The sequence below is a fragment of the Catellatospora sp. NPDC049111 genome, from assembly GCF_040648615.1.
GTDB lineage: Bacteria > Actinomycetota > Actinomycetes > Mycobacteriales > Micromonosporaceae > Catellatospora > Catellatospora aurea.
Window position 1 is genome coordinate 160,947 of sequence record NZ_JBEZEB010000014.1, and the last position, 17,040, is coordinate 177,986.

Consider the following 17,040-nt stretch of genomic DNA (forward strand, 5'->3'; position numbering starts at 1 on the left):
ACCAGTCAGGCCTACTTGGAGGCGCCGGCGGCTTCGATGATGAGGTCGGCGACCGCGCCGGGCTGGGAGACCGGGACGGCATGGGATGCCTTGACTTCCACGGTCTTGGACTTGGCGCGTTCGGCCATGAACTTCTGGGCGGCCAGCGGGATCGCCTTGTCCTCGGTGGCCAGCAGCGCCCATGACGGAATGACCTTCCAGGCCGCCTCGACCGCCTTGCCTTCCAGCGCGGCAGTGGCAGCCGGACGCTGCGTGACCGCCATCAAGGCCGCGGTCGGTGCAGGGACGTCGGCCGCGAAGTGCTCCCGGAACGCCTCGCGCTTGACGTACAGGTCGGCGCCCTCGCCTCCGCCGGGCAGCGGGAACGGCACCGACTGCAGGTTCGCCCCCAGCGTGTTGCCCGGGAACCTGTTGACCAACTCCCCCGTGCTCTCCCCTATCTCCGGTGCCAGCGCTGTTATGTAGACCAGCGCCTTCACGTCCGGATCACCCGCGGCGGCGCTCGACATGACGGCCCCGCCGTAGGAGTGCCCAGCCAGCACGATGGGGCCCTGCACGCTGTTGAGTACACTGCGCAGATAAGCCGAGTCCGTTGCCAGGTCCCGCAGTGGGTTGGCCGGCGCCACCACCGGGTAACCCTCGGCCTGCAGGCGCTCGATCACGCCGTTCCAGCTTGACGCGTCGGCGAACGCGCCATGCACCAACACCACCGTCGGTTTGTCCTGCTGCTGAGCGGGCTGAGGTTCTGCGGCGCCCGCCGACGTGACGGAGTTGGCCGTAACAGGTGCGGTGAGGGCGAGAGCCGCCACCAGCACACTGGCCGCGACCCCCAACAAACGCGATTTCGGTGTCGGTTTCATGGTTCTCCTCCGAGGCTTGCGCTACGCCAGCGGCGGACCAAGACGCACTGGTGCCAGCGCGAGAGTCGGCCGGGCAAGACATAAAGGTCCGAGAGGACACTTCAGGCACGTTGCGGGACCGCGACCGCATTGAACGTGTCGCCCCCGCCATCGGATGCTGCGCTGCAGACGCAATGCTACGCCCGTTACGGAAGTTATCTATCGATTTGGCATGAGCGAGGGCCGTTCATAGCACGGAAGCGCCCTGTTTCAGCCCTCTGCCCGGATCAGCTCAGCGCCACGCTCGGCGATCATGATGGTGGCGGCGTTGGTGTTCACGCTGACAAGTGTCGGCATCACCGACGCGTCGATGACGCGGAGGTTCTCGATGCCATGCACCCGCAGCTGCGGCGTGACCACGCACTGATCATCAGTACCCATCTTGCAGCTTCCGGCCGGGTGGAAATAGGTCCCCGTTGCTGTGCGGACGTAGTCCTCGACCCGGAGGCCCCTGCCTGGCAGCAGTTCCGCTCCGCGCCACGGATCGAATGCCGCACTCGCCGCGATGGTTCGCGCCTTCTCCACGCCCTCGGCCAGACGACGCCGATCGCTGGGATCAGCCAGATAGTTCGGATCGATCAGCGGGCTGCTGTCCGGATCAGCGTTCGCCAGTCGCACGGATCCTCGACTACGGGGCACGACGGACACGCCGAAGGTGAAGCTGCTTGCCGGAGTGTCGAACGCCCCCAGGTAGTGGAACGGCACATGCAGGAACATGATCTGCGCGTCAGGCCCGCCGACGGCCTCACTGCTGCGATACAGCAGCGAGGTCTCCGCGTGGTTGGAGTTGCCGGGCAGAATCTGCCGCATGGATTCGAAGACCACACCGGTCAGCGGGTGGTCCTGCAGGTTCCTTCCGACACCGGGAAGGTCATGCACCACCTTGACGCCCGCCTGCCGCAGTTCGTCTGCCGGCCCGATCCCCGACAGCAGCAGTAGGCGTGGTGAGTCCACCGCACCGGACGACACGATCACCTCTCGGTTGGCGCGGACGTCGACAAGTTCGCAGTTGTGTCGCACGAGGACACCTGTACAGCGGCCGTCGCGCACGAGCAGGCTTGTCGCGCGCGACTCGGTCCACACCGTGAGGTTCGAGCGACGTAGCGCCGGTCGCAGATACGCAACCGCGGTACTCTGCCGCTTTCCGGCGCAGATGGTCAGGTCATGCCAGCCGGCTCCTTCCTGCACCGCACCGTTGAAGTCGCCGGTGACCGGATGGCCGGCCTGCGCGGCGGCATCCACGAAGACCTGCGACAGTGGATTGGGCGTGGCGGACCTTTGGGGCATCATCGGCCCGCGGAAGCCGCGATACCGCAGATCCCCGTCTGGCACCGTCTCCATTCGCTGGAAGTAAGGCAGGACGTCGTCATACGCCCAACCGGGCGCGCCGCCCTGAGCCCACGAGTCGAAGTCGTTGCGATGGCCACGCAGGTAGACCATGGCGTTGATCGAACTGCTTCCGCCCAGCGTTCGCCCACGAGGCCAGTTGTGCTCCCGACCCCCCATCGCGCTCTGCGGCACCGTCCGGTACGCATGATCGACTTCGGTGCCCCACAGGGCAGGCCACGCCGTCGGCACGTGGATCTCCGGGCGGGTGTCCTCCGGGCCGGTCTCCAACAGCAGGACGCTCACATCCGGCTGCTCAGACAGCCGTGCCGCCAGGACACAGCCTGCCGAACCGGCACCGACGATCACATAATCGAAATCCATGCTTCCTCCGATTCACGTTCCGGTAGCCAGCGCCCACCGCGCCTGGCAACGACCACGTAGCAGCGGCGGACCCAACTTTTGACGATCGCCCGGCGCTCGCTCAGTCATTGCCCCAGAACAACCGACGCGGCTGCGGACGACTTCAGATGGGCCCATTGAAAGCTAGCGCACCGATAGCTCGTGCACAAGGTTTCTGCGTCATGGATGGGTGACCTCGTCGGCAGGCCCCCGATTAAGCCACACCAGCCGCCGGCCCGCGCTGCAATGAGGCCTTCGACGCGACCGAGACGCCTCGGCCGCCACCGCCCGCCGAATCCGGTCGGAGACGGGCATCGAGTGCCGGCGCGGGTGCCCCGCAGTCCTGGACCTGCCCTGCCCAATGCTGCAGCAGGCTGCCTTTCCATCAGTTGGCGTTGCCCATACGCCCACTGTCGGGTCTCCCCCAGAGGGAGAGTCAAGTCCTGCTCCGGGAGGGTGCAGATTGCCATGAGCGGCCGGCCAGACGATCGGGAAGACGCGGCTGACCGACGCGAGCGCGTGCACCGGGTCGCCAGGAGCGGTGGGTGGGTGGACCCGCACCCCGGACGAATCCCGCCATCGCGCTTGATCGCCATTCGACAGCCCGGCGGGCCGGTCGCCCGCATCGAAGGAATATCTCGACCACGTACCATCGTTCCGTATGCGGAACGCCAAGTGAGGTCGACCCAGCAGCTTGACGACAGAGCCCCCCACGGGCACGAGCACAAAGGGGACGTACGTGGGATTAAATACCCAAGTTATGGCATCCGAAGCCAGACGATGCCCACCGAGCTGACCAGCGCCAACTTCCGGCCATCGGGAGAGCGACAGATCTCGGCCGCGTTGTCGACGCCTTCTGCACGGTCGGGCGCCACAGCTGCGGGGCCGGCTACCCGGCCAATCTGACCGAGCCCGCAAACCCAAACGATCGCCGGTCGAGCCGCGACTTGACGCGGCGTCGACCTGGGCGACAGCCCATCCCGAGTTCACATCAATAGCCGAAATCCGACCAATTACCTTGTACACGAGGATTACGTGGGCTAGGTTTTTGTCATTGAGGCGGGGCCGCTGGGCGAGCTCCCGCACACTCCCGAGGAGGAAGCCATGGGCAAGGTAGTGCAGCCGGCAGTCGTGATGGTGTTCGCCGAGTCGTCCACTTTGAGCGAAGCGGTCGACCGCCTGCGGCAAGCGGGCTGTCCGGTGGCCCCCGCCAACTGGAGCTGGGAAACGGCTTCAACTGCGGCGCACGTGCAAAGGCTCCTCGGCGGCATCGACGGTGCAATGGTCCTGGTCAAGCAATCCCGCCGCAGTGCGACGCTCCCCCACACCCATGGCGACCATTCGGCCGTCATGGCACTGGTGTGCATCGAAGTGCCAGCTCTCCAGGCGGGACGGAACACCGTGGAACGGTGCGAGGAGTTGCCGGGCGAGACGCTCGACCCGAACCCGGCATCGGCGCGGACCGAGCCCGCGACACCGGTCGACCCCGAAGACGCGCTCTCACAGGACCTGGTGTCGATGGCCGACAAGATCGACGCCATCCTGGGGGAACGCGAGCACGGCACCGCCGTCGCCCGGTGGGCCGAGCAGACCGCCGCGCGACTGGGTCTTGATCGCCGGACGCAGCTGCGCACGGCAGCCGCTGGACGCCTGCATGACGTGGGCAAGATTTGCGTTGACGAGTCCCTGCTGGCCAAGCCCGGCCGGCTCACCGCCGACGAGTGGGTCGAGATGCGCCGCCACCCGGACGAGGGTGCCCGGCTGCTCGTCGAGATGAACCGGCCGGATTTGGCCCCGCTGGTCGCGGCACACCATGAGCGGTATGACGGGACCGGTTATCCGCGCGGCCTGGCCGGTGCCGACATCCCGATCGAGGCACGGATCATCGCGGTGTGCGACGCCTGGGCCACTATGCGCGTTGACCGCCCGTATGCCCGGGCGCTCGGGGTCGGCAAAGCGCGCGAAGAGCTGGAGACGGGACGGAGCACGCAGTTCGATCCCCGCGCGGTCGACGCCTTTCTCCAACTTGTCGACGAGGGCGCCATCGACGAGCCGGCACTGCTGTCCGAGTACACCAGCCGGCAGTCGGCCGGGCGCGGACACTTCTGACGTTGTGCCCGGCTCCTGAGGAAGGAGGACCGCCGAAGTGACCGCAGCACCAGGACTCGTCGATGAGGTCGCCCAGTCCATACGCTCCTGTGAATCCGTCTACAGAACGTGCAACGCGGTGGTCGACGCTGTCAGCACCCACACGGGTGCCTCGGTGAATGTTCTGCTGACCAACGCCAGCTACCTGCACCTCGGCGCGAGCAGCGGGGTCTGGCACGCGCCGAGGACAGTGCGCATCAACTACGGCATGGCCGGGCGGGTACTGACCACGGGGCACACCGTCACGCGTCGCACCTCTGCCGTCGACCGCACCGGGCCGCCCGCAGGCCGACCAGCCGGCTCGATGATCTGTGCTCCAGTGCGCGGCACGCGCGATACCGTGATCGGCGTCATCATGGTCGAGTTCGACCTCGTGCTGACCGACCTCAGAGACTGGGAGTCAGCGCTGACGAGGATCGGCGTGCTCCTGGGCGCACGTATCCACCAGCTGGGTGGCCCGTCCGAGCCGAGCCCGCCCCAGTGGCTGCTCAGCCACACCTTGAGCATCGCCACCGCCAACGACCCCACGGAGCTGGCACAACGCTTCTGCCGCGCGGCGGTCGACCTGTCCGGGCTGCGATGCGCAGTGACACTCATCCGCAGGGCCAACGACCTCGTCGGCAGCGCTCCGCCGCTCGCCGTCCTGGCGGACCACTGCGGGTCGGGGTCACGGCGACTCGTCGACGCCGTCGGCGCCCTTCCGCCGGAGAGCCTGTCCGCGTTGATGGATGCCGCGGCTCGCCAGCAGGCCGCGTACTCCCGGGGCGGGGTAGGCGTCGCCGACACCAGCGGTTTCGAACCACTCGCCGACGTCGGCGTGCGCACCCTGGTCATGGCTACTCTGCCGGTGAATACGCGGCATCCCGACTTCGACGCCGTCACGCTGATCATGGACGAGCTCGCGGTTCAACCACTGCCGGACACCGCGGTCATACTGGAACTCCTGATGATCAACGCCGTCGCGTCCTACGAGCGCATGTCCACGCAGCACACACTGCAGACTCTGGCCGACTCCGACCCGCTCACCGGCCTGCGCCACCGACGCCCGCTGGCTCGACAACTGGCCTCCGGCGCTCCGTCGCCCACGGCCGTGCTCGCGATGGACATCGACAACTTCAAGGCCATCAACGACACCTGGGGCCATGACGCCGGAGACCGTGCACTCATCGAGGTGGCCGACGCCATCCGCCTGGCGCTGCGCGAGGGCGACGAGGTGTTCCGCGTCGGCGGCGACGAGTTCGTCGCGGTGCTGAACGTGGCCGGCCGGGACGAGGCCGTACAGGTCGCGGAACGGATAGCGGCTGCGGTAGCCGACGGCGGCCGGACCATCAGTGTCGGGGTGACTTTGCGGCGGTCGGAGGACGTGGAGACGACTCTCCGGCGCGCCGACGAGGAGTTGTACGCGGCAAAACGTGCCAAAGACCACCTCGGTCGTGGTCGGCCACTGTCCGGACGACGTGTCGGCGAGCAGGTCCGCTAATTTCTCCGCGGGCGGACTGGCACCCCCCGCGCAGAAATCGTGGTGCCGATGGTCGCCAGACCGCCGGACCGCTGCTGACCAGCGCCAAGTTCACCGTCGCCCCGGCTCGGTCGAGATCGTCTAGCACGACCAGCCGGGCGTGACACGTGGCAATGTCGGCGAGCTGTTTTGCCCGACCGCGTGCGCAGCGCCGCGGCCGCCGGTCAGCAGCGGGCCTGGCCGGCCTATTAACTTGTGCAAGAGTAAACCGTGGTAAAGTTGGTTGGGGCGGTGGATCGCCGCGACCGAAGCGAGGCCACGTGAGCCGGTTGCCAGCACCGTCGGTCGAGCCAGACACGAACGCAGGAGGTCATGTGACACAGTCACCAATACGCTCGGATGAGCCCGACTATGCCTCAATGCGGCTTGACGACCAGTTCTGTTTCGCGCTGTACGCCGCCTCGCGCGCGGTGACCAGCGCCTATCGGGTTCTCCTCGAGCCAGTAGGACTGACATATCCCCAGTATCTCGTGATGCTGGTTCTCTGGGAGCGCAAGAGCGTCGCTGTGAAGGACCTCATTTCCGCGCTTCAGTTGGAGTACGGCACCTTGACACCGTTGATCAAGCGGATGGAGACCAACGGGCTTATCACCCGTCGACGTCGAGGCGAGGACGAACGTGTTGTCGAAGTCGCACTCACTCCGAAAGGTGAAGCACTTAGGGAACGCATCAGTTGCGTGCCGACGACAATCGGTGACGCGTCGGGACTCACCCAAGAGGAGATCGCAATAACTCGGATGCTACTTCGCCGCCTCACAGCGAATGAGCTCGCCTTCGCAGCGGCATCTTGATCTCCTGGCAGCCGGTCGCCCACCCACAGGGCAAACCCTCCCGGCCCGGTCGCGCAGACCGCCGCCGTGGCGGCGTGGCCATGTGTCCCGAGCGTGTCGCCACTGTCTACAGACGACCGACATCCTGATCACCGCCGACCGAGAAGACAGCACGTCCCGCGGGCGTGATCATGGAGGCTTCCGTGGTCATTTCCTCTGCACGCCAGGGCATTTGACAGTGTCGTGCAAGAGGCGCCACGCCACAACCAAGATCAAAGAAGTCTCGGCCAGTTCAGACGCACCAAGTTCCGTGGGGCGGTTCGCCAAAACCGTACGCTCGTACGTGTAGAAAACGTGTCTCGAAGAACATAAAAGGCCGGGCTCCAGCCTGAACCGGGCACCACGCAAGCTGGCCAGCACCGTGGCGAAGACCTCCACGATGATCAACAGCTGCAAGTGCTCCCACCCTCGCACCTATGGTCCCCTCAGCGAAGTCCAGGGTCCTTAATCGGGTCTAGCCCTGGCGCAGTCGTAGATGTTCATGGACGAACCGGATCGCCATGGCCCCCTCGCCGACGGCTGATGCGACTCGTTTGATGGAGCCGCTGCGCACGTCGCCTGCGGCGAACACGCCGAGCCGGCTCGTCTCCAGCAGGTACGGCCGCCGAGGTGTGCCCTGGCGCAGGTCGGTGACGGCGTCGGCAGGCACGTCCGGGCCGGTGAGCACGTACCCGTGGTGGTCGACTGCGATCTGTTTGTCCAGCCAGGTGGTGCACGGTTCGGCCCCGATGAACACGAACAGGGCGGTGGCCGGGATGCGTCGGCTGTGTTCGGTCTTCATGTCGACCACGACCACCTCCTCCAGCCGGTCGCGTCCGGCCAGTTCGCATACCTCGGTGTTGGTGTGGACGGTCACGTTGGGCAGTGCGGTGATGCGGTCGGCGAGATAGCGCGACATGTCCCGGCTCAGGTCGTCGTGCATGATCATCAGGTGGGCGTGGGCCACGTGGCCGGCCAGGAACACGGTCGCCTGTCCGGCGGAGTTGCCGCCGCCGACCACGGCCACCTGGTCGCCGCGGCACAGCTGGGCCTCGGCGGCGGTGGCCGCGTAGTAGACGCTGGTGCCCTCGAACTCGGCCAGCCGGGGCACCCGCAGTTTGCGGTAGCGGGCCCCGGTCGTGATCAGCACGGTCCGGGTGGCGATCTCGGTGCCGTCGGCCAGCCGTATCAGGTGGAGCCCGTCGTGTTCTTCCATCGCCGTGACCGATGCGGGCACGGTTATCCGAGCGCCGAACTTGCGGGCCTGCAGCGTGGCCCTCTCGGCCAGCTCCGCGCCGGAGATCCCGCCCGGGAAGCCGAGGTAGTTCTCGATCCTCGACGAGGTGGAGGCCTGCCCGCCGGCGGCGACCGCGTCAAGGACCACGACCGACAGGCCCTCCGACGCCGCGTACACGCCTGCGGCCAGCCCGGCGGGGCCCGCGCCCACCACGACCACGTCGTAGTCGGAGCCGGCGATGCTCGGCTCGGCGAGCCCGACGACCCGCGCGAGCTCGTCGTTGCCCGGATTGCGCAGCACCTCCTGGCCGCGCCAGATGACCACCGGCGTCTCCTGCGGCGTGACGCCGAGCTGGCGCAGCAGCGTCTCGGCGGTGGGGTCCTGCTCCACGTCGATCCAGCGGTAGGGCAGCCGGTTGCGGGCGGCGAAGTCGCGCAGCCGCCGCGCGTCGGCGGAGTAGCGCGAGCCGATGATCCGGATCCCGGCGCCCATCTCGATCAGCAGCGAGCGGCGGATCATGTACGCCCGCAGGATGAGGTCGCCGAGCGTCGGGTCGTGGGCGACCAGGGCGCGTACGTCGTCGACCGGGATGCTGAGCACCTCGCCGGGTGCGCGGACCACGGCGCTCAGCAACGCCGGCTGGCCCGCCAGGAGGCTGAGTTCGCCGAGGAAGCGGCCCGGCCCGTGCACACTGATCTCCCGCTCGGCCGGGGTGCCGTATCCCTCGATCAGTGCGACGGCGCCGGACAGGATGACGTGGAAGTCGTAGCTCGGGTCACCCTCGTGGAACAAGGGTTCGCCGATGTCGGTGGTGTGGCACTGCCCGCGTGAGGCCAGCGCGTCGATCTGTTCGGCGCTCAGCCGCGGATAAGCTCCGTAGCGGTCCGGTGTCTCCTGTACGGGCTCGGACATTCTGGTCACCTTCTCTGACGGTAATGAAGTCGGGTGGCATACCTGGGTTGGTCGGCGGGAGGCTGGGCCAGCACCTGTTCGACCCAGCGCAGCAGTGCGCAGGGTGGGGCGGCGCCGACCTGGCGGGCCCGTACCTGCCCGTGGTCGAGCAGGAGCAGTAGCGGGATGGACTGGCCGTCCGGGCCGGGCACGACGTCGAAAGCGACCGCCTTGGCCTGACCGCCTTCGAACACCGCGATCACCGAGTTGGTCGTACCGAGATCTATACCGACTGCTTTTGCCATGCTGATCACCAGCCAGCCGTGGACGCGTGCCGGACGATGCCGGGTGCCAACTGTCGTCACCCGGCAGTACGGGGCAAGCTCCTCAAGTTCCGGAGTCGAGGTCGGGGAGGCCTCAACGCATAAAGGGCCGGCAGCACCAACTGCCTGTTAAGCCCTCACCGTCATGCCGACGCGACCACACCAAATACGCACTAAATTCTCATACTACCCACCACGGACGGGACAAAACATGATCCGGACGTTGCCGGAAAACCGCACCCAGGCCAGCCTGCCAGAACCGCCACATGGTCGCCGGAGCCAGTGGCGCTGGACATGGGCATACGGCTGCCCGGCAGGGTGATCTGGCCGACGCCCATGCCCAGGTCGTCCTGGCCCAGCGCGTCCCTCGCCGGACGGGGTTGCCGTAACATGATTGACCAACGCCGAGTGACGGTCGCTCACCTGATCGGGGCAGGTGCGTGACCGCGCACCGTGCCGGTGGCACCGCCCCTGTCGGGAGATGCACGATGACGACGGCAACGTTAACGACTCGGTTGGGACGACGAGCGCTTCGGCCGGTGACTTGAGATGACCGTGATCGGACTGGTCGCGTCACCGGGGCCGGCTGCCGATCTGACACAGAGTCTTCTGGCGGACCTCACCGGCCTGATCTCTGTTCGACTGCCGGAGGGAGACTGGCATATACGGCTGGCCGTGGACCGGCTGGTCGACGCCCCGGCAGACTTGAACCGGCTGGTCGACGCCGCCCGGCGCAGGCTGCTGGACGAAGGCTGGCAAATGGCCGTCTGCATCACCGATCTACCGTTGGCGACCCAGCGCCGGCCGGTGGTCGCCCACGCGAGTGCGACGCACGGTGTCGCTGTGCTGTCCCTGCCTGCGCTGGGCGCGGTGGGTGTGACCCGCCGGGCCGCGGACGCGATCGTGCGCCTGGTTGAAGCACTGCTGGGCGAGGTCGACACACAGAACGCGGACCTCGATGATCGCGCCACCCGGCGGCGTCGGGTGGCTCTGTACCGACGGACGCGCGAGCTGAACGAGTTGCCGGTACCTGAAAGCGGAGCCGTCGGTCTGATCGCTGGCGTACTGACCGGAAACCTGCGGCTCCTGCTGGGCATGCTGCGAGCCAACCGGCCGTGGCGACTGGTCTCGCGGCTCTCCCGAGCTCTGGTCGCGGCCCTGGCCGTCGACATCCTCGCGCTGGTGACGAGCGACATCTGGCGGCTGGCGAACGCGTTGGGCGCGGCGCGACTGAGCATCCTTACCGTCGGTTCGCTACTCGCCGTGGTACTGAGCCTGGTGCTCGGCGCCGGCCTGTGGGAGCGGATGCCGCCCCGGACTGCCGGTCCCGCGATTCGCCAACAGGTGGCTCTGTTCAACATCGTCACGATTCTTACCGTGGTTATCGGCGCGGTAGCGCTGTACGGCGAGCTGGTGATCCTGACCGCGGTGGGGGTGCTCGTCATGGTCCCGGCCGATCTGATCGCCGCTGCCCTCGGTCATCCGGTCGGTATCAGTGACCAGGTACGGCTGGCGTGGTTGGCCAGCTCTCTCGGCACACTCGGCGGGGCGCTGGGAGCCGGGCTGGAAAGCGACGAAGCGGTACGTGAGGCTGCGTACCATTATCAACCAGACAATGAGCTGACCGCCGATCGCTGACCTCTTCCGCCGCTACAGCAGTTGTAGCTACGCGCTTGCTGCACCGCATGGCGCCAGGTGCCTGGGCAGCACGTTCACCGGCCGCTGGGTGTCCATGTCGATGAGCAGCGTGCCGTAGATGTGACCGTGCCGCATGGGTAAGACCCGTGTCCGATGTTGCAGCGTCGTCAGTGGCTATTCGCCGGCGCGCTGCGTTGGGCCCTGGGTGGTAGCGCATCAGCGCCGGCGGTTACGGCCACTCGACGACCTCGTGCACGCTGTCGATCCGGTGGACCCCGGGTTGCCGCACACGGTGGTCAGGCCGAGTGACCTGAGCAGATCGAAGGTGACGCTGCGGACCGTCGCCTTGATGTTGTTGATGTCAGCCGACCGCTCCTTGCCGTGGGCGTAAAACGACCAATGCGTGCGGCAAGGCGCAGGCCACCGACACACGACCACTGATCTTACACAGAGTACATAGACTCTCACTTTGCGTAGCATGTACTGGCAGATGGCATCGGCTCGACCGACCGGTGCCGCCCGCCGGACCGACCGGAGCCGGACGTCTCGTCACCACCCAGGAGGTATGAACCATGACTCGCAAGGTGGGCTCGGAGAAGCCCCGAACGATCAGCGGGGCCGGGGCGCCGGCGGCGAAGGCCGGGACCGCCCCAGACCACGACGCACATGAGCAGACGCCGCGTTCGCTCGTGGTCAAAGCGCCGGAGGAGACCCTTCCCATCGGACTGGTGCCGGCGAACTTCGAGGCCGACTACGTCGCCGGCGTAGTCGCACCGTTCCTGCTGAGCAACGAGTTCATCAGCGAGACGCCGCTGCTACCGATGATCGATCTGGCACTGACCAAGGAAAAGGCCGTCCCCGTGCAACTGTGGGGCATGCTCTACGAGGGGTGGACACCCAACCCGCACGACGAGGGCGTGTCGGTGTTCTTCCAGGGCTACGAGAACCGCGGTCAGAGCAACGCCCGCAAACGGATCTACATGACGGCCACCACACCTGACCTGATCGAGACCAGGTACCGGCCGAAGATCCAGGAGTTCCACCGCCGGTTCCTGTCCGATGTCAACGTCGGCAAACCGCTGATGGCGCAGTACTTCGACAACTACTACGACCTGTACTGGAACCTGCACATCGGGGCCACCGGCGACCAGATTCCCGCCGAGGTCCGCCAGTACAGCAGCGCGTTCAACGCGGTGATCGGCTTCTGGTTCCCGACCGAGGAGGTCGTGCGGCAGGCCTACATGCAGACCCGCGCCACCCGGGAGAGCCTGCGCGAGTGGCTCGACACCCGCGTGCAGGCGATCATCGACGACCGGACGCCGGAGGCCGACAGCACCTTCGTGCACTACTGGCTCAAGAACGGCGAACTGGGCGACAACTTCCGGCGCACCGACATGATCTTCGAGTGCTTCCACAACTTCCTGGCGTTCAGCCAGTGGGGCAACATGGTCTACCAGGTCGCGAGCAGGCTGTCCACGGGCGGCGACCCGAAGATCCGCGAGTGCTTCGACAAGACGATGTCGCAGGACCCGGACACGCCCGACGGCTGCGCCTTCACGCCGCTGGACCGGTTCGTGATGGAACTGTTCCGGTTCATCACACCCAACGGCGGCAGCCTGTCCATGCTGCACCGCCGCCACGCCCTGCTCGGCGAGGGCTTCAACGGGACGCTCACCCCGCACCGGCAGGCCTGCATGGACCCGCGGCTGTGGGAGGACCCGACCGCGTTCGACCCCGACCGCTACCGCGGCGCGCCGACCACCGCCGACAACGACGCGGCCGCCTGCGAGCAGGTCAGGCTGACCCGCTGCCCGTTCGACAAGGAGGCGATGGCCGTCAAGGACGGGCGTGACGTCACCATGACCAACTCGGTGTTCGGAGCCGTGTACAGCGAGGTGGACGGCACGCCGCACCCGCTGGTCGACACCGCGGGGTACGCACCGTTCGGATTCGGCTACCGCCGCTGCGCAGGAGAGCAGCTCACCATCGAGTTCATCAAGCAGATGCTGCACAAGGTATGGCAAGACAAGATCACGTTCGCCGACCTGAACCTCGACGCACCGGTCAGGACACCGGTCGGGCCCGGCACCGTGCTCGCCGACGACATCGGCTTCACCAAGGGGTGAGCACGTCGCCGGCACCGACGATGGGGCGGTGAACCCGGCCGGGCACCCTCAGTGGGCAACGGGGGTGAGAGCGCCCGGCACAGCCGGTTCAGGCCACCACGCTGCCGCGTAACCCGGGCTCGGTCGCGGCCCGCAACTGCGGCAGTGCGCCCTGCTCCACCGGCCGGGTGGCCAGCAGGCCGAGCCAGGCGATCACCTGCCCGAGCCGGCCGCGGTGTGTCCAGAAGCTGAGCATCCGCAGCGCCGAGTTCCGGCGGCTGTGGGCCCGGCACGACGTTCGCGAGTCGGTCAGCGGCACCAAGACGTTCCGGGTCCCCGAGGTCGGCGACATCGACCTGCACTGGGACACCTATTCCCTGCCCGGCAGCCCCGGCCCGGTCATGCTGGTCTTCACCGCCGAGCCGGGCACCGCCCACGCCGAGCGGCTGCGGCTGCCGGGCTCGCTGCACGCGAGCCGGGTTCGCCGGGCGGCGGCATAAACCCGCCCGGCCGGGTCAGAGCCGGACACGGCATCAGATGGGCGCCTCGCCGGGGCGGAGCACGCGCCGCTCCTCGATCCTGTTGGTCCGCCCGAAAACGCCCCAGTCGGTGGGGACGACCTCGCGCAGGCCTATGTAGACGGGCACACCGCCTGCAGCGGTGATCGCATCTGCTGCGTTCGCCCGGTTGGGGCGTGCCGGTCGACGATGACAGCGAGTGGTCAACTACCCGGCCCTGAAGGGCTGGGCTGGCAGGCTTCCTCCCCGGTCGCCAATTCTGGACGTGACCTTGGTCCCGCCGGGAAGGACCTTCGGCGGCCTGAACTGCCGACGTTGGGCCCTGCACGAGCGCCGGCACTCCTGGGACTCTGACCTCGGGCCCGCCCTCCCCCGGCGAACCCACGACGCCCTGGTGGCCCGCAACGTGCGCCAGCCCGACCCACAACGCATCGCCGCACGGCGTATCGGAGGCTGACATGGACAACCTCGACCTGGCACGGTGGCAGTTCGCCATCACCACCGTGTATCACTTCCTCTTCGTACCGATCACCATCGGGCTTTCGTTTCTCGTCGCCGGAATGCAGACCGCCTGGGTGCGCACGGGTGACGAGCGCTGGCTGAAGCTGACGAAGTTCTACGGCAAGATCTTTTTGATCAACATCGCGATGGGTGTCGTCACCGGCATCGTGCAGGAGTTCCAGTTCGGCATGAACTGGTCGGCCTACAGCCGGTTCGTCGGCGACGTCTTCGGCGCACCCCTGGCGATCGAGGCTCTGCTGGCGTTCTTCCTCGAGTCGACATTCATCGGACTATGGATCTTCGGGTGGGACCGGCTTTCCCGGCGGATCCATCTGACCTGCATCTGGCTGGTCGCGGTCGGCACCCTGCTGTCGGCGTACTTCATCCTGGCCGCCAACTCCTTCATGCAGAACCCCGTCGGGTTCCGGCTCAACCCCGACACTCACCGCGCCGAGCTCACCGACTTCGCCGCCGTACTGACCAACAAGGTCACCCTGGTCACCTTCCCGCACACCGTCGCCGGCGCGTTCATGACCGCCGGTGCCCTGGTCGCCGCCATCGCGCTGTGGCACCTGGTCCGACGGCCGGACGCCGAGACCACGACCTACCGCAGCGCGCTGAAGGTCGGCGCCTACACGACGTTGGTCGCCACCGTCGCGGTGCTCGTCACCGGCGACATCCAGGGCAAGGTCATGACCGAGGTGCAGCCGATGAAGATGGCCGCCGCAGAAGCCCTCTACGAAACCGCGCGGCCGGCCCCGTTCTCGATCTTCACTGTCGGCACCCTCGACGGCAGCGAGCCGGTCTGGCAGGTGGAGGTCCCCGGCCTGCTCTCCTTCCTCGGCACCGGCCGCCTCGACGGCACCGTCCAGGGCATCAACAACCTGCAAGCCGAGTACGAGGCGAAGTACGGACCCGGCGACTACAAACCCATCATCCCCGTCACCTACTGGACCTTCCGGTTCATGATCGGAGCTGGGATCCTCGCCGCGCTGCTCGCGCTGTGGTCGCTGTGGGCGATGCGGCGTGGCAGGTCACCGGCGTCGCGATGGCTGCTGCGGGGCGGCATCCTGCTGCCGCTGCTGCCGCTGATCGCCAACGCCTTCGGCTGGATCTTCACCGAGATGGGCCGCCAGCCCTGGATCGTGTTCGGCCAGATGAAAACCGCCGACGGCGTATCGGCCACCGTCAGCAGCGCGAGCATCGTCACCTCTCTGCTGGTCTACACCGCCCTCTACGGCGTCCTCGCCGTCGTCGAGGTCGGGCTGCTGCTCAAGTACGCCAAGTCCGGCATAGCCGTGCCCACCGCGCTGCCGGACGAGGCCTCGGCCGACGACGCGCGCCCGCTGACGTTCGCCTACTAGGAGACGATCGTGGAACTGACCACCATCTGGTTCATACTCATCGCGATCCTGTGGACCGGGTACTTCGTCCTGGAGGGCTTCGACTTCGGCGTAGGGATGCTGCTGCCGATCCTCGGGCGAGGCTTCTCCGCGCAGGGTGAACGCGAACGCCGCGTCCTGATCAACACCATCGGACCGGTGTGGGACGGCAACGAGGTCTGGGTGCTCACCGCCGGCGGGGCCACCTTCGCCGCCTTTCCCGAGTGGTACGCCACCCTGTTCAGCGGCTTCTACCTGCCCCTGCTGCTGATCCTGGTGGCACTGATCATCCGTGGAGTGGCGTTCGAATACCGGGGCAAGCGCGACGACCTGAGGTGGCGTAGACGATTCGACATCTGCATCGTGGTCGGCTCGGCCGTGCCGGCCCTGCTGTGGGGTGTCGCGTTCGGCAACATCTTCCGCGGCGTCAGACTCGGCCCCGGACACGAGTACGCAGGTTCGTTCGGGGACCTGCTCAACCCCTACGCGCTGCTCGGCGGCACCACCACGCTGGCGCTGTTCCTCCTGCACGGAGCGATCTTCCTGACCTTGAAGACCTCCGGCGACGTACGTGACCACGCCCGCCGCGTGGCCGGCACCGTCGGCCCGGTAGCGGCGCTCATCGCGGTGACCTTCCTGCTGTTCACATTCGACATCCGCCGCACACCCGCCTCGATCACCCTCGGGCTGCTCGCCGCCGCGTCGCTGCTGGCATCACTGGTGCTCGTACGGACGGGAACGGCACGCACGAAACGTGACGGGTGGGCGTTCGCCGGGACCGCGGCCTGCCTTGTTCTCACGGTGGCGAGCCTGTTCAGCGGGCTTTATCCATACGTCATGCCGTCGACCACAGCCGACGTGTTCAGCCTCACCGTGACCAACGCGTCGTCGACGCCGTACACCTTGAAGATCATGACCTGGGTCGCGGTGGTTTTCACTCCAGTTGTCGTGGCGTATCAAGGCTGGACCTACTGGGTCTTTCGAAAGCGGATCAGCATCACGCACATCCCACCCGCCTCGGAGCCGCACCCCCTGAACGTCGGCCGGCTGGCCGTCGATGGCGAGGCGGTGCGCTGATGCAGGTCATCGGCACCGGCCACGCCGGCTTCCGGATCGATACGGCGGCGGGTTCGATCCTGTGCGATCCGTGGGTGAACCCGGCGTACTTCGCCTCGTGGTTCCCCTTCCCGGACAACTCGCAGCTCGACTGGGAGCACCTCGGCGACGTCGACTACCTGTACGTCTCCCACCTGCACCGGGACCACTTCGACGCGGCGCACCTGAAGCGCTTCGTGTCGAAGAAGGCGACCGTGCTGCTGCCGGAGTACCCGACCTCGCAGCT

At 67.2% G+C, this 17,040-nt stretch carries 13 protein-coding genes; 9 read left to right on the top strand and 4 right to left on the bottom strand.

Going from position 1 to position 17,040, the window contains the following annotated elements:
- Positions 1-11 precede the first annotated feature (11 nt).
- Together AB0B66_RS21335 and AB0B66_RS21340 are read right to left on the bottom strand one after the other, a co-directional pair.
- Positions 12-860 carry an alpha/beta hydrolase gene (locus AB0B66_RS21335; RefSeq protein WP_360532330.1) on the bottom strand — a complete coding sequence of 283 codons (849 nt, stop codon included), beginning with the start codon at positions 858-860 and terminating at the stop codon, positions 12-14.
- Between the two features lie 249 nt (positions 861-1,109).
- Positions 1,110-2,609 (bottom strand): GMC family oxidoreductase N-terminal domain-containing protein, encoded by a 1,500-nt coding sequence (locus AB0B66_RS21340; RefSeq protein ID WP_360532333.1) that lies wholly within the window; start codon positions 2,607-2,609, stop codon positions 1,110-1,112.
- Between the two features lie 1,122 nt (positions 2,610-3,731).
- Between AB0B66_RS21340 and AB0B66_RS21345 the strand changes: the two genes are divergently transcribed.
- The 3 genes from AB0B66_RS21345 to AB0B66_RS21355 all read left to right on the top strand — a co-directional run bounded on the left by AB0B66_RS21345 (position 3,732) and on the right by AB0B66_RS21355 (position 7,085).
- Complete coding sequence (locus AB0B66_RS21345; protein ID WP_360532336.1) at positions 3,732-4,736, top strand: HD domain-containing phosphohydrolase; 1,005 nt, start codon at positions 3,732-3,734, stop codon at positions 4,734-4,736.
- A 154-nt stretch (positions 4,737-4,890) separates the two neighbouring features.
- Positions 4,891-6,255 carry a GGDEF domain-containing protein gene (locus tag AB0B66_RS21350; protein ID WP_360532339.1) on the top strand — a complete coding sequence of 455 codons (1,365 nt, stop codon included), beginning with the start codon at positions 4,891-4,893 and terminating at the stop codon, positions 6,253-6,255.
- A gap of 398 nt (positions 6,256-6,653) precedes the next feature.
- Positions 6,654-7,085, top strand: a complete 432-nt coding sequence (locus AB0B66_RS21355) for a MarR family transcriptional regulator (RefSeq protein ID WP_360532342.1) — start codon at positions 6,654-6,656, stop codon at positions 7,083-7,085.
- A 493-nt stretch (positions 7,086-7,578) separates the two neighbouring features.
- Here the strand turns inward: AB0B66_RS21355 and AB0B66_RS21360 are convergent, their stop codons facing one another.
- Positions 7,579-9,252 carry an FAD-dependent oxidoreductase gene (locus AB0B66_RS21360; protein WP_360532345.1) on the bottom strand — a complete coding sequence of 558 codons (1,674 nt, stop codon included), beginning with the start codon at positions 9,250-9,252 and terminating at the stop codon, positions 7,579-7,581.
- A 5-nt stretch (positions 9,253-9,257) separates the two neighbouring features.
- On the bottom strand, positions 9,258-9,536 hold the full coding sequence (locus AB0B66_RS21365; protein WP_360532348.1) for an Hsp70 family protein: 279 nt from the start codon (positions 9,534-9,536) through the stop codon (positions 9,258-9,260).
- A gap of 567 nt (positions 9,537-10,103) precedes the next feature.
- On the opposite strand from AB0B66_RS21365, the gene AB0B66_RS21370 reads away from it, so the two are divergent.
- From AB0B66_RS21370 to AB0B66_RS21395, 6 genes are all read left to right on the top strand, one after another.
- A complete protein-coding gene (locus tag AB0B66_RS21370; RefSeq protein ID WP_360532351.1) occupies positions 10,104-11,192 on the top strand; it encodes a hypothetical protein in 1,089 nt (362 codons plus the stop codon).
- Positions 11,193-11,764: 572 nt separating this feature from the next.
- Positions 11,765-13,318 carry a hypothetical protein gene (locus AB0B66_RS21375; RefSeq protein WP_360532354.1) on the top strand — a complete coding sequence of 518 codons (1,554 nt, stop codon included), beginning with the start codon at positions 11,765-11,767 and terminating at the stop codon, positions 13,316-13,318.
- Between the two features lie 167 nt (positions 13,319-13,485).
- Entirely contained in the window at positions 13,486-13,797 is a 312-nt protein-coding gene (locus AB0B66_RS21380) for a hypothetical protein (RefSeq protein ID WP_360532357.1), read from the top strand.
- 476 nt (positions 13,798-14,273) lie between these two features.
- A complete protein-coding gene (locus AB0B66_RS21385) occupies positions 14,274-15,680 on the top strand; it encodes a cytochrome ubiquinol oxidase subunit I (protein ID WP_360532360.1) in 1,407 nt (468 codons plus the stop codon).
- Positions 15,681-15,689: 9 nt separating this feature from the next.
- Positions 15,690-16,775 (top strand): cytochrome d ubiquinol oxidase subunit II, encoded by a 1,086-nt coding sequence (gene cydB, locus AB0B66_RS21390; RefSeq protein WP_360532363.1) that lies wholly within the window; start codon positions 15,690-15,692, stop codon positions 16,773-16,775.
- On the top strand, positions 16,775-17,040 hold a 266-nt coding region (locus tag AB0B66_RS21395; protein WP_360532366.1), incomplete at its 3' end, for an MBL fold metallo-hydrolase. The genes cydB and AB0B66_RS21395, both read left to right, overlap by 1 nt.

Coding starts and splice junctions, on each gene's coding strand:
- AB0B66_RS21335 (WP_360532330.1), bottom strand. CDS start 860: ATGAAACCGACACCGAAATCGCGTTTGTTGGGGGTCGCGGCCAGTGTG.
- AB0B66_RS21355 (WP_360532342.1), top strand. CDS start 6,654: ATGCGGCTTGACGACCAGTTCTGTTTCGCGCTGTACGCCGCCTCGCGC.
- AB0B66_RS21375 (WP_360532354.1), top strand. CDS start 11,765: ATGACTCGCAAGGTGGGCTCGGAGAAGCCCCGAACGATCAGCGGGGCC.
- AB0B66_RS21340 (WP_360532333.1), bottom strand. CDS start 2,609: ATGGATTTCGATTATGTGATCGTCGGTGCCGGTTCGGCAGGCTGTGTC.
- AB0B66_RS21385 (WP_360532360.1), top strand. CDS start 14,274: ATGGACAACCTCGACCTGGCACGGTGGCAGTTCGCCATCACCACCGTG.
- AB0B66_RS21365 (WP_360532348.1), bottom strand. CDS start 9,536: ATGGCAAAAGCAGTCGGTATAGATCTCGGTACGACCAACTCGGTGATC.
- AB0B66_RS21360 (WP_360532345.1), bottom strand. CDS start 9,252: ATGTCCGAGCCCGTACAGGAGACACCGGACCGCTACGGAGCTTATCCG.
- AB0B66_RS21370 (WP_360532351.1), top strand. CDS start 10,104: ATGACCGTGATCGGACTGGTCGCGTCACCGGGGCCGGCTGCCGATCTG.
- AB0B66_RS21345 (WP_360532336.1), top strand. CDS start 3,732: ATGGGCAAGGTAGTGCAGCCGGCAGTCGTGATGGTGTTCGCCGAGTCG.